General features: G+C 39.2%; 13 protein-coding genes. 7 read left to right on the top strand and 6 right to left on the bottom strand.

From position 1 onward, the window contains the following. The first annotated feature begins 147 nt into the window (after positions 1–147). A complete protein-coding gene (rocF, locus tag JNUCC41_RS21405; RefSeq protein WP_192204743.1) occupies positions 148–1,098 on the top strand; it encodes an arginase in 951 nt (316 codons plus the stop codon). On the opposite strand, the gene JNUCC41_RS21400 is transcribed toward rocF, so the two are convergent. Continuing rightward, entirely contained in the window at positions 1,091–1,306 is a 216-nt protein-coding gene (locus tag JNUCC41_RS21400; RefSeq protein ID WP_192204742.1) for a hypothetical protein, read from the bottom strand. The two genes, rocF and JNUCC41_RS21400, sit on opposite strands and share 8 nt — an antisense overlap. A gap of 156 nt (positions 1,307–1,462) precedes the next feature. On the opposite strand from JNUCC41_RS21400, the gene JNUCC41_RS21395 reads away from it, so the two are divergent. Continuing rightward, positions 1,463–2,899: an amino acid permease gene (locus JNUCC41_RS21395; protein ID WP_192204741.1), complete on the top strand. Its 1,437-nt coding sequence runs from the start codon at positions 1,463–1,465 to the stop codon at positions 2,897–2,899. A gap of 325 nt (positions 2,900–3,224) precedes the next feature. On the opposite strand, the gene JNUCC41_RS21390 is transcribed toward JNUCC41_RS21395, so the two are convergent. Further along, entirely contained in the window at positions 3,225–3,503 is a 279-nt protein-coding gene (locus JNUCC41_RS21390; protein WP_192204740.1) for a hypothetical protein, read from the bottom strand. A gap of 373 nt (positions 3,504–3,876) precedes the next feature. Here JNUCC41_RS21390 and JNUCC41_RS21385 point away from each other — a divergent pair, with 373 nt between their 5' ends. Both JNUCC41_RS21385 and JNUCC41_RS21380 read left to right on the top strand, forming a co-directional pair. After that, positions 3,877–5,208: a polysaccharide biosynthesis protein gene (locus JNUCC41_RS21385; protein ID WP_192204739.1), complete on the top strand. Its 1,332-nt coding sequence runs from the start codon at positions 3,877–3,879 to the stop codon at positions 5,206–5,208. A 160-nt stretch (positions 5,209–5,368) separates the two neighbouring features. Beyond that, positions 5,369–5,560 (top strand): DUF3934 family protein, encoded by a 192-nt coding sequence (locus tag JNUCC41_RS21380; protein WP_192204738.1) that lies wholly within the window; start codon positions 5,369–5,371, stop codon positions 5,558–5,560. 206 nt (positions 5,561–5,766) lie between these two features. Here the strand turns inward: JNUCC41_RS21380 and JNUCC41_RS21375 are convergent, their stop codons facing one another. Beyond that, the gene (locus JNUCC41_RS21375; protein WP_192204737.1) at positions 5,767–6,132 is read right to left on the bottom strand and encodes a DUF948 domain-containing protein; all 366 of its coding nucleotides are present in this window, start codon (positions 6,130–6,132) and stop codon (positions 5,767–5,769) included. Between the two features lie 97 nt (positions 6,133–6,229). Beyond that, positions 6,230–6,619 carry a DUF948 domain-containing protein gene (locus JNUCC41_RS21370; RefSeq protein ID WP_192204736.1) on the bottom strand — a complete coding sequence of 130 codons (390 nt, stop codon included), beginning with the start codon at positions 6,617–6,619 and terminating at the stop codon, positions 6,230–6,232. A 176-nt stretch (positions 6,620–6,795) separates the two neighbouring features. Between JNUCC41_RS21370 and JNUCC41_RS21365 the strand changes: the two genes are divergently transcribed. Continuing rightward, entirely contained in the window at positions 6,796–7,125 is a 330-nt protein-coding gene (locus JNUCC41_RS21365) for a four-helix bundle copper-binding protein (RefSeq protein ID WP_192204735.1), read from the top strand. A 234-nt stretch (positions 7,126–7,359) separates the two neighbouring features. Continuing rightward, positions 7,360–7,671, top strand: coding sequence for a hypothetical protein (locus JNUCC41_RS21360; protein ID WP_192204734.1), 312 nt, complete (start codon positions 7,360–7,362; stop codon positions 7,669–7,671). Positions 7,672–7,779: 108 nt separating this feature from the next. Here JNUCC41_RS21360 and JNUCC41_RS21355 read toward each other — a convergent pair whose 3' ends face one another. After that, on the bottom strand, positions 7,780–8,451 hold the full coding sequence (locus JNUCC41_RS21355) for a hypothetical protein (RefSeq protein WP_192204733.1): 672 nt from the start codon (positions 8,449–8,451) through the stop codon (positions 7,780–7,782). 551 nt (positions 8,452–9,002) lie between these two features. On the opposite strand from JNUCC41_RS21355, the gene JNUCC41_RS21350 reads away from it, so the two are divergent. After that, the gene (locus tag JNUCC41_RS21350) at positions 9,003–9,212 is read left to right on the top strand and encodes a YqaE/Pmp3 family membrane protein (protein WP_192208270.1); all 210 of its coding nucleotides are present in this window, start codon (positions 9,003–9,005) and stop codon (positions 9,210–9,212) included. Between the two features lie 61 nt (positions 9,213–9,273). Here JNUCC41_RS21350 and JNUCC41_RS21345 read toward each other — a convergent pair whose 3' ends face one another. Beyond that, entirely contained in the window at positions 9,274–11,844 is a 2,571-nt protein-coding gene (locus tag JNUCC41_RS21345; RefSeq protein WP_192204732.1) for a helicase-related protein, read from the bottom strand. Positions 11,845–12,160 lie beyond the last annotated feature (316 nt).

Here is a 12,160-nt window from a genome sequence, read left to right as displayed (position 1 = left end):
AATGTTCATGAATAATTAATGTTAGGAAATTCAACCCAAGACTTTCAGCCTTTTCCCAATCGTATAAATATTCAAAAAAATGTCGAGTTGAGTCATCTATCATTTTACCCTTATACTAGGGAAGAAAAATCGAAGGAGGAATTACACATGAAGAAGGAAATTTCAATTATTGGTGTTCCAATGGATCTTGGTCAAACTAGAAGAGGAGTGGATATGGGGCCTAGTGCCATAAGATATGCAGGATTGAGTGAAAGACTAGAAAACATTGGCTATACTGTCCGTGATGAAGGTGATATTAAAGTAGAAATACAGGAAAGAGCACAAAGTGATATCGACACAAATCTAAAGAATCTGCAGGACGTAGCAGAAGGTAATGAAAAATTGAGTCAAAAAGTGGATGAAGTCATCCAATCCAATCGGTTTCCTTTAGTATTAGGCGGAGATCACAGTATAGCAATCGGGACATTAGCCGGTTTAGCGAAGCATTCTGAAAACTTAGGGGTAATATGGTATGATGCACATGGGGATTTAAACACTGCCGAAACTTCCCCATCAGGAAACATACATGGTATGTCCCTTGCAGTAAGTTTGGGTCTTGGCCACCCTGCACTTACTAACATTGGCGGATATTCTCCAAAGGTCAAACCAGAAAATATTGTCATTATTGGTGCCCGTTCTTTAGACCAAGGTGAGAAAGAGTTAATCAGGGAAAAAGGAATTAAAGTCTATACGATGCATGAGATTGATAGAATGGGCATGACAAAAGTGATGGAAGAATCGATTGCCTACCTGAAGGAACGTACGGATCTTGTTCATTTATCACTTGATCTTGATGGTCTTGATCCAGATGATGCACCAGGGGTCGGAACGCCTGTAATGGGAGGTATTAGTTACCGTGAAAGCCATCTTGCCATGGAAATGCTAGCTGAAGCTAATATCATTACATCAGCAGAGTTTGTTGAGATAAACCCAATATTGGACGAGCATAATAAAACGGCTGAAGTTGCCGTTGCATTAATGGGCTCATTGCTTGGGGAAAAATTACTTTATGGAGCGGAAGATCATATCACTCCTGATTTATTGGCTCATGTTAAATAATCGGACTCAATGTTTTTGATAGAAAAATAGAGAGTTCGTTAAGTGATAATCCATAGGAAAAAGCCCATACTTCTTTTATGTGCTTCTTCCCCCGTTGGCGGATGATCGACTTGAACCAATTTACATCCCTAGTTTCCTGACGCTTGGCTTCCTTTTCTTTATTAAGCGGCGCTTTCGAAATTAATTCTGCATAGGTACCTATGTTCATTGACTCATGATTCTTTAATGCAGAAGTAATCTCTTTTCGGAGGGAATTCGATACTATCTAAGAATCAAAGCTATTAGACTTGTGAAAACACAAATTCCCTAATAACGTCCCAACATAAATGAAACCGTTTGCACCATCAGGTAAAGGAGTTTTTCAATGAAAACAGCAGAAAATCAACCAAATGAATTAAAACGGAGCATGAAAGCAAGACATTTATTTATGATTTCAATAGGGGGATGTATTGGTACGGGCTTTTTCATTGGTTCAGGCTATACCATTCATGAAGCAGGAGCATTCGGTGCTATCCTCTCTTACATAGTCGGCGGCTTCATCATGTATTTAACGATGCTTTGTCTAGGTGAACTATCCGTTGCCATGCCTGTTTCCGGTTCGTTTCAGACATATGCGACTAAGTTCATCGGTCCTGGAACCGGGTTTGCCATCGGATGGCTTTACTGGTTAGGTTGGGCCGTTACAGTTGCTTTAGAGTTTTTGGCAGCAGGACAGCTTATGCAAAGATGGTTTCCCGAATCACCCGTTTGGATGTGGTGTGCAATCTTTGCTTTTCTCATATTTTCACTCAACGCCTTATCAGCAAAAGCATTTGGCGAATCGGAGTTTGTTTTTTCCAGCATAAAAGTATTGGCCATCATTCTGTTCATCATCGTTGGCGGTGCTGCCATGTTTGGAATGATTGATATGAAAGGCGGACAAGAAGCTCCATTTTTCTCCAACTTTTTAGCTGAGGGTCTTTTCCCCAATGGGATATCGGCCCTGCTAATCACAATGATTACAGTGAACTTTTCCTTCCAGGGCACAGAATTAATCGGAATTGCCGCTGGAGAAAGTGAAAACCCGGAAAAGGTCATCCCAAGGTCCATCAAACAAACCGTTTGGAGAACCCTTTTCTTCTTTGTTCTTTCTGTCACTGTATTATCGGCGATGATTCCAAGGGAAAAAGCCAGCATCTCAGAAAGTCCATTCGTTGTTGTACTAGATAGTATCGGAGTTCCGTATGCAGCTGACATCATGAACTTCATCATTCTTACAGCACTATTGTCAGTGGCGAACTCCGGTCTTTATGCTGCGACACGTATGCTCTATTCGCTCTCTAGGGAAGGTATGGCAAGTCCGAAGCTCGGTTTGGTGAATAAGAGAGGGATTCCGCTTAATGCCTTGCTTATTACCCTTGCAATTGCCGGTTTGTCTTTACTTTCAAGTGTAGTAGCTGCCAAAACAATATTTGTCTTTCTTCTCTCCCTTGCAGGATTAGGTGCACAAATTGGCTGGATTGCCATATCGGCCAGTCTTCTTGCTTTTAGAAAATCCTATACCCGCCAAGGCGGAAAGATAGAAAATCTGAAATTCAAAGTTCCGCTATATCCATTCATCCCCATTCTTGCTTTACTAGCAAACTGTATCGTCATGATCAGTCTTGCATTTGTTCCTGAGCAGCGAATGGCCCTTTATTGCGGGGGAACATTCTTCCTTGGATGTTATGCGGTTTATCATTTAAGAGTGAAGAAAAACAAGACCATAGAAACTCCCAAGCAGGAAGTTGAATTAAATGCCGGCAAAAAAATGGTCATTTGATCCTGAAGGCTGAGGAGTTGAGTGAAAATGGTGAAAAGCGATCTTTACAATTCATAAAGATGGCTTTTCAAAGAAGAAAAACCCTGGATGTATTCAACCAAGGGTTTTTCTTCTATTTAAACGCCGTTTCCTGCAAAGCTATCCAATGGTAACCTTTTTATTAATTCTTCCTTTTCCCTTCCGGCCTTTTTTAATTCCCCTAACTATACACTTTCCGATCAATGAAATATCATCTCCCTGTTATGATAATACGCATATAATAGGAAGTTAAATTTCCAGTTCCATTTGGACAATAAAAACATGTATCAAAACAAAAAAAATCATCTTAATCGATGATTTTATTTTGTGCATATTCCTTTAATCTAGGCAGGATAGGCTCTAAAATTTCCTTGGCTATGTAATCCGTATCCAATCCAATAAAACGTTCACTTTCCATGTCGACCGATCTCGCATTTTCCGGATCATTACAAAAAATAAACGATATGATTCCGTTATCTACCGTCATATCTACATATTTAAATGTAATATCATGTTTCGTAAGACAACTTTCAAACGCAATGCACAATTCATCTATATTTGATTGACTAATAGATGTGAATTTCATATAGATCATCCCCTCTGCTAAAGGATAGCAAAATAAAGCATGAATTTCAAAGCGAAATTCAAGTCCCGGTCTTATGTTCATGCTTCCCCTGACACTTTCGACCAAAGGGAACATGACAAAAACATGACTTTGTTTGGAATATCACCCATGAAGTCTTTCATGTGGATTTCCCAATAACAAATGAATGAAACCAATCGATTTCAATCAATTACCCAACCTAACCCCGATTTTATTTTTTATCTTACAACAACGATTATTAAGGATTCCCCTAGGCATGACCGCATATTGTATCGCCGGGATATGCAGTTCCACATGAATATTCCATGGCATGTCTCATATCTTTATACAAACACCTTGTTAGGAGTGGGCCAACATGAAGTCTTTTTATAAAGGAACGCTCATTTTGATTGTCGCAGCGTTCTTTGGTGAATGTATCGAATTTTTAGTGAACATGCTCCTGGCCAGGGAATTACACGAAGAGGGCATGGGGCTTTATATGTCCATATTGCCAATTTTCTTTTTGATATATGTGATTGCCAGCCTTGAATTACATATTTCCATTTCAAAATTCGTTGCGGAAAATAAACAGGCAATGCATTATAATCTTATCATTCATGCACTTAAAATGGCTGCGGTCGTCGTATTGGTAATGTGTATAGTCATGCCTTTCATACTTTCCTTCTCATCCATAATGGACAGATACCACCCCTATATTAAATGGCTGCTCATCACATTGATCCCCATAGTTTCCTTTTCATCGATTGCTAGGGGCTATTTCATGGGTGTCCAACAAATGGGGAAGATTGCCTTATCCAACTTTTTAAAAGATATCATTCAATTCGGTTTGCTTTTCCTCATATTTAATTTATTTCATTTTAACCAGGAAAAGTCATTATTGATGGCCTTTTTTGTTTTGATTGGCAGTGAATTCCTCGTTTTTCTATACTTGATCAACCTTTTGATTCTTCAAATGCGAATCATGAGGCGCGGTACGAACTCGCGGACAACCGGTAAACATGCACGACAAAAGTTATTGGAAGTTTCGCTGCCTACCATGGGGTTAAGGATCTTTCATGCGATAACGAATGCCATCCAACCTTTTTTGATCCATACTGCCCTTCTCTCGGCAGGATTCGGTGCGGTAGTGGCTACAGAGCATTTTGGGATGCTGACTGGGGTTGCGATGACGATTGGCTTCTTTCCGGCCTTTATCGCGCATTCCTTAATGATCATGCTCATTCCGAATGTTTCGAATGCATACAAGAAGCAGGATAAGGAAAAATTGAGGGTTTTATTGCAAAAATCGATGTCTTTCACCGTATTATATGGAGTTCCAGCTGTGATTTTCATTTACTTCTTTGCGGAACCTTTGACCTCCCTCTTTTTTTCTTCAACATCTGCCGCATACTATTTAAAATTATTATGTCCTTATTTCCTTTTTCATTTTTTTGTCATTCCCATGCAAGCTTATCTCATCGGCCTGGGTTTAGTGAAGGATGCTTTCATCCATACCGTATGGTCCCATATTGTTGCCTTTTTAATGATGTATATCCTAGGGTCTCAAGCTTCTCTTAATATGGGAGGAATCATTTTAGGCATGAATACAGGGGCTGTATTATTAACTTTCATGCACTACTTGACCATTTGCAAGAAAATCGGCATAAGCATCTTACTGACGAAATCAAGATCCATATCGATAAAGTGAGGCAAAAATCCTTGCTGTCATTGGTTTATTACGATCAAGATTAAAAATATTGAGCCTTTCCCTGTACATATCACCTTCGTTACTGTATATTTCAACATACTTGGGTAATAATCAAGTAAAATGGTTTAAACTAACCATAGAATTGTAATGGAGTGATTTCATGAGTAAAGCGAAGGCTAAGAGTGGAACGGGTAAAGGTACGGGCACTGGAACGGGCAAGAAAGGCTGGAATCGTTGGAAAACAAGTGCCAACAAGAAAAAAAGCGCGAAACCATATGTAAGTAAAGGCGTCAAACATTCCAATGACTCAAAAACATCCAGTCATGCTGCAGGTGACAGGACAGAAAAATAATAGCTTGTCCTATATTCCATACAGAATTTATGTTTGTTCCATATTCTCATACAGAGTGTAAAGAAATCTGTATGAGAGAAATGGGTCTTATAGATATAAACCACTGACGATATCCATATAAAGCATAAGACTACAGCTATTATACATACCATCAAAAAAGACACTCCAAATCCGGGCAGTGTCTTTCATTTTTTAATATATTCTTTTTATCTGAATTGGTTTTTGGGTTTGATAGCATTGATTTTTTTGGGGGTAAACTCTGTACGGAAACCGTTAGTGGCTTTTTTAACAGAGTCTGTAACTGAATGTATCGCTTCACCAACATCCTGAGCAGAATCCAATAATGGTTCAACCGTTTTCATTTTAGTTTTTACATCGTCGGTGATTTCATTTGCAGTTTGCAATAGCTGTTTCGATTCACCGGACAAATCGTGGATGGCATTTCTCACCTCCGCCAATGTTTGATTGGCTTCTCCTATCGTGACCATTCCCTTTTGAAGAGTACTGATTAAAAATACGACCAACCAAATGAAGGCTAAAGCGATCGCTGCCACACTATATTGAATTATCAAGATAAAGCTCCCCCTCTAAATTAAATAGTAGAAACGATTGCTTTAAATAGGTTAGTGAATCCCGGGGTGCCTGTTTCTTTGATGATAAATGATGATACTATTTGATTATTATTTGAACCCCCTCAGCTTCAGTTCGAGTTGAAGGAACTGTCGGAGTGGATAAATCCTTAGGGCTGCCCTCCAAACTCGCTTCTTTCATGGAATTGGTTACGTTGTGAATCATTTCCCCAACATCTTGAGCTGATTCCAGCAATGGATCGACATTTTCCATCTTCCCTTTAACATCCGCTGTAATTTGAGTGGCAGAGTGGATCAATTGTTTGGACTCTTGCGTCAATCCATGTACAGCATTCCTTACCTCTTCCAATGTCTTATTTGTTTCTTCGAGCGTTCCCATTCCTTTACGCAGCGTCTGGTTGACATTATATATCAAATACACGACGGCTCCGGAAACACTGGCCACACTTAATTTAATGAACATTTTCATATATCCACTCCTTTCATTTAAATTTATGCACTACCCCTTCCATTAATTCCCTAAAGTCCTTCACTTGTCCAGTCAGTTTTTAGAAGAACCATTCACCTTATCCTATTAGAAGTTTAAAGGGGAAGTTTATAGGATAATAATAAGGGAGTGGCCATATTACAGGAGGAGATTTGTTCATGTCACATGAGAATTATTCATCTGTTATCCAAACTTTAAATGATTGTATGACCGCGTGTAATCATTGTTATGATGCATGCTTAAAAGAAGATCATGTCAATATGATGGTGGAGTGCATTCGCTTGGATCGGGAATGTGCGGATATTTGCTCTTATTTAGAACAGGCGATAGGAAGAGGTACACCGTTTATTTCAGAGTTGGCTGCAGTATGTGCCCAGATTTGTGAAAGCTGCGGAAACGAATGTAAAAAACACGATCATGAACATTGTCAAAAATGTGCTGAAGCATGCTTTAGATGTGCAGAAGAATGCAGAAAATTAGCCGCTTGATGTAAGGAATAGCACTAAGCTATTCCTTTTATTTATACTTCCCCCCTTACCTAGCCATTACTTTATTAAACCTATTTAAGGATGATGATAGACTCTATATATTCTAGCGAGGTTTATGTTGAAATTTTTTTAATATAAATAAATACTTTACAAATGAAATTTGTAAAAATACGAAAAATTCATATTGAAAACCGCCATTTTTAGGCACACTAGTATTAAAAACAGGAGGATATTATGACACCTCGTAATGTTCCGGCTAAAGATGATTTAGAAGTGAAAGATACCCCCGCTTCACCTGATAAGGAAAGTGAAGTAGCCAAACTCAATCGATTATTAGGTGCGGTCATGCGATATTTATCAGATGATGAGCAAGAAGAAATTGATATAGAGTATCTTCTCGAAAACACCGAAGGGCTGCGGGATTGGTGGAGCGAATATAGGGAGCTTGATCGAAAACGGGTCGAAGAAGAAATAAAAAATTCCCTGACAGCTCTATCCCTTGAAGAACTTGAAAACATCCGTGAACAAATCCGCACAAAGGAATAATAAAAAAATCCCTGCACTGGGATTTAACCAGATCATGCAAGGATCTTTTTATTTTCTACATATACAAAGAAAAATCATTCCATTCATGCGGCACCAGAAATCTTTGATTCAAAGACCACTCGATGAACGTAGTTTTAGTTGAACGATCATGGAATCAACTAATGCATTCAATGGATTTAAAACTGTCATTCCTGTCTGAAGTTCATATCTCTTTGCTGCTTCGACCATTGATAGTTGAGCCACCGACAGTGGTCTATTTTCGTTATTAAACTGGTATAGGAAGTTCAAAATTTCCTCATTATACCTCTCTCCAAATCCCTGCATAATGAATTCAAAGGCATCGTCGATGAGGATAACTTCAAAATCCACAGCCCCATATTTTTCAGCATGAGCATTTAAACGTTTGACTGTTCCTTCAACAGTGGCAGGGTTCGTGAATAATATCATCTGCGGTTGCTGCAATTGGCAAATTTGCTCAAAATATGGTTCATCAATTTTAATGATAGGCATGGGTAAGGATAGCTGCTCTTCGTTTAAAAAGGCGATGTAGTTTGTACAGGTTATCAAAATGGCATCCACTTTACATTCGGCAATCCATTCTACTTGTTGTTTAACCCTTTTTTGAGCATCCGAATGCTTAAAATTTTTATCCGTTGACACCCGTTGCACCAATCCCGGATCTACGAAATGAAGCCATTCAATATCGAAGTTCGAGAATGCGGTTTCTATGTATTCTATATTTGTATGATGTGCATGCAAACAGCCTATCTTTTTTTTCATGGATCTCCCGCTTTCCACAAGTAGTATTCTGATTATTCTAACATAAAACCTGGCTTTACACTGACCGCTATCGGAAAAACGATGATTAGCCATATTCTTCCTGTCTTCATCGGGAGTTAAAAGACTGCTTTATAGTGTCAGAATGCTCAGTTGGTATGAATCCGGCTCTTGAGCATATATTTATCAAGGCGCTAGCAAGAGATAACATCAGGAAAATGGAACTTCAGTAACCTAATTACTTCTCGACTCAAGTAAAGCATTTGTTTTAGAATAAAAAAATCATTAAAAAGAAAGGCTCTTTTCGTAAAGATTGTTGTTTTTAAAAACTAAACGATTTAAGGTTGATTGGAGTGCAAATGCGAGACTCCTGCGGGAGCACAGGCGTTTACGCTGAGGAGGCTCACCGGCCCGCCCCGCGGAAAGCGAGCATCTGGGGAAATCAACCACACCGCTTTACTTGGTAAATAGCAACAAAGTATGCGAAAACAGCCAAAAGAAAAAAGCAAACCGTAATCGACAGATAAAAATCATTTTATTGGAGAGTGTTCACCATTCTTTATTTAATTGCGATTCTTTTCCCTCCATTAGCCGTATTTTTAGCCGGTAAACCCATCCAGGCAGTGTTTAATCTGGTACTCACACTATTTTTCTATGTCCCTGGTTTAATTCATGCAATCTTAGTGGTGCATGATAAGAAAGCTGATAAACGAATGAAGCTGCAAGCAGCACTTATAGCTAAATCGAAACAAACGACAAAGTGATTTATACAACTGCCAATAACCCGAATGTCGCATTCGGGTTATTACTATCAATACAATTCGGTTAATTGTATCTGTGCGTCTTTCTAAGCCCTTTATGATAACAAGCATCACATATATGAAAACGCGAGTCATCCGGAAGCCTTTTTCCACAGCGCTTGCATTTTTTTTGATAATTCAACATTTCGTCTTTTAAATGATCATGAACGCCATCACTGATTTCTTCACGGATACGCTCCCAATAAACAGCTTCCGTCCGCTTACCCATCCGATATAAAAATAGTAAATGAAGACCTATCGCTTTATAAGATAGCTCCAATTCCTCCAGATTTCTAGTCTTGATGATCGGTTCAGGAAGGTCACTGTTCTCGGCAATCGCTTCGACCGTTTCCAGCCACTGTCTGATCAAACTCGGTTCTTTTGCCGAAAAAGGAATATGCAGGAAACCATATAAATCCATTAAAGAGAAACGCGCTTCGATTTCAGTATCCCTTATAAGTTCGTAAAGCTCCCTTTCTTCCGATAGAGATGCCTTTTTTGTGCCTTTAGGAGGCTCAAACCTCTCCCACATTTCGAAAAATGTCCCTAGGTTCCGGTAATATTTTTGAAAACGTTCAAACACAGCAGAGGTTGGGGCGATAGTGAAGGTTTGAACTGGTTCATCTACCTGTTCCAGCAACTTATTCATGATTTTGATCTCTGCTGTAAATGCTACCTTTCCCGTGTCATAAATTCCTTTTCTACCCGCTCGACCTGCGATTTGTTTGATTTCTTGAGAAGTCAATCTTCTTCTCCGTGTCCCGTCGAATTTTTCATTTTCAAGAAAGACGATGCGGCGTATTGGCAAGTTCAATCCCATTCCAATCGCATCGGTGGCAACGACAACTGATGTTTCACCACGATTGAATAACTCTATTTGCCGTTTTCTATTTTCAGGAGGCATACTGCCGTATATCATGCTGACGTTATGTCCGCTCTCTTTTAACCGGGACGCGGTTTCCAGTACCTGCCTTCTCGAAAAACAAATGAGGGCATCCCCTTTTTTTGTATACTTCAGTCCAAACTCCCTTTGTTCTACCTCAAGCGGTATTTCCCGTCTGTATTCGTGGAGTTCTAAATCAGCTTCATTCAGAAGGTTAAGAAGCATCATTTTGATATTATTGCTCCCGATAATGTGTACTTCTTTCGCATTTGCTTGCGTGATTGCCCTGAACCATGAAAAACCTCGATCTTTATCGGCAATCATTTGGGCCTCATCTATTACGATTACTTCATGGTAGTCTTTCTCATGAAACATTTCAACGGTGCTGGAGACATGTTTAGCTCCCTCAACCGCCTTTTCTTCTTCACCGGTTTTTAATGTACAAGGTACACCGTCCGCATTTAATTTATCAAATACCTCAAGGGCCAACAGTCTTAGGGGAGCTAGATACAAACCGCTTTCCGCCTCTTTCATTTTCTCTAGGGCCTTATGCGTCTTCCCTGTATTGGTTTCTCCGATATGCAAAACATATCTTACTTTTTTTCCTAATGATGGAGTATAGGCCTTACCGATGATGTCATCGATCATCCTTTGCTCTTCTGCCAGCTTCTTGGCTTGCTCTGCCAATACTTCAGCTTTTCTTCTCTCCCTGTTCTCCACGTCTTTTTCGTATATTTCTTCGTGCAATGTTTCATTAAAAGGAATTCCTTCAAGCTTCAGTAAATCAGAAAGGTATTCTTCCTGAAGTTCATCGAAACAGGACTGAGACAAATCAGCCAATTCATCGCTTAGTATACCCTTAAGGGCATCAACCGTCAGCCTTTCCCCATATGACTCAAAAAAATCATGATGCAGTGCAGCAGATAGATGTTGCAAGTATTTGCCAGGGGCTAATTCCATTATGAAATCCGAAACTAATCTTTCATACCTGTAGAAGTAATTTTCATATTCATAACGGTTCCTTCCCCAACCGATCAATGAGTGAATATCGCCTGTCAGTTCTTCAAAAAAATCAGTGACCATTAGGTATTCGGCAGCTTGAAAGCCTCCCTCTTCAACCAACTGTTCTTCAAGCAAGTATGGATCGACATATTGGAATTTAGGCTTATTCTTAAGATCTTTTGCCAAAACTCCAGCAATATAATACCTGACATGTAAATATAAAAAAAGTGAGTTACTTTCAAAAAAGCCATTGGCCTCTTCTTGCAGTCTTGCGCGTATCTTCCAGCGCTGCTTGGCAAGCCGTTGTTCTTCTTGTCGCCTAAAGAATTTTTCCCTTGCATTTTTATATCTCTTCTCCCAATCTTCTTGATTATCAGCAAAGGTTTTTTTAATCCACGTTAAGCCATCAAACGGGCGATACTTCTTTAATTCGTTCCGGAACATGCTATTGATCAGTTTATGATCTGAACCTTCCGTTACAAATCCCCTTTCGCTTAAAAACGCCTTTTTTTCCTTTCTTGGCACATCGTTTGATGCTTTATTTAGCCAAACATTTATCCAAATTTGCTCAATAAAAGTCGTCCTGTCTGATATATAAGCTGAATAAGAAGGCATCGTCTCTTGATTCTCTAAATAAAAATCCATATCCTGGATTATTTTTTCCTTTGTATTCTCTATAGCAATAGGATATATACTATCTAATTTTCCCATAATGATCCCCTTTTGAATTATCCAATATGTACTTTATTGCTTGCTTTTATCCTCCCCAAATTTTTTTTATAAATGAGCGCGACACATCCGTTTTATCTAAATTCATGTACCCTCAGGTGCAGGAATGCCAAGTTGCTTTACATTCGAACGCTCCAGGGCAAATTAGAAAAAAGCATGCACATCAAAGGTACTCTTCCCATTTCATTTACAGTATAATGCATGATGAATGGACTGATCATTGCCTTAGGCATGGATCATGAAGTGATACCCATCCCGGAAATCCAGAAACGGATACAGAAATTTAGCTGGTTGATAA

Source organism: Brevibacillus sp. JNUCC-41 (genome assembly GCF_014844095.1).
Classification (GTDB): Bacteria; Bacillota; Bacilli; order Bacillales; family DSM-1321; genus Peribacillus; species Peribacillus aracenensis.
Note: the sequence above shows the minus strand (reverse complement) of the source record. Positions and strands in the feature narration are given on the sequence as shown.

Coding starts and splice junctions, on each gene's coding strand:
- JNUCC41_RS21355 (WP_192204733.1), bottom strand. CDS start 8,451: ATGAAAAAAAAGATAGGCTGTTTGCATGCACATCATACAAATATAGAA.
- JNUCC41_RS21345 (WP_192204732.1), bottom strand. CDS start 11,844: ATGGGAAAATTAGATAGTATATATCCTATTGCTATAGAGAATACAAAG.
- JNUCC41_RS21370 (WP_192204736.1), bottom strand. CDS start 6,619: ATGAAAATGTTCATTAAATTAAGTGTGGCCAGTGTTTCCGGAGCCGTC.
- JNUCC41_RS21400 (WP_192204742.1), bottom strand. CDS start 1,306: ATGAACATAGGTACCTATGCAGAATTAATTTCGAAAGCGCCGCTTAAT.
- JNUCC41_RS21380 (WP_192204738.1), top strand. CDS start 5,369: ATGAGTAAAGCGAAGGCTAAGAGTGGAACGGGTAAAGGTACGGGCACT.
- JNUCC41_RS21360 (WP_192204734.1), top strand. CDS start 7,360: ATGACACCTCGTAATGTTCCGGCTAAAGATGATTTAGAAGTGAAAGAT.
- JNUCC41_RS21365 (WP_192204735.1), top strand. CDS start 6,796: ATGTCACATGAGAATTATTCATCTGTTATCCAAACTTTAAATGATTGT.
- rocF (WP_192204743.1), top strand. CDS start 148: ATGAAGAAGGAAATTTCAATTATTGGTGTTCCAATGGATCTTGGTCAA.
- JNUCC41_RS21385 (WP_192204739.1), top strand. CDS start 3,877: ATGAAGTCTTTTTATAAAGGAACGCTCATTTTGATTGTCGCAGCGTTC.
- JNUCC41_RS21395 (WP_192204741.1), top strand. CDS start 1,463: ATGAAAACAGCAGAAAATCAACCAAATGAATTAAAACGGAGCATGAAA.
- JNUCC41_RS21390 (WP_192204740.1), bottom strand. CDS start 3,503: ATGAAATTCACATCTATTAGTCAATCAAATATAGATGAATTGTGCATT.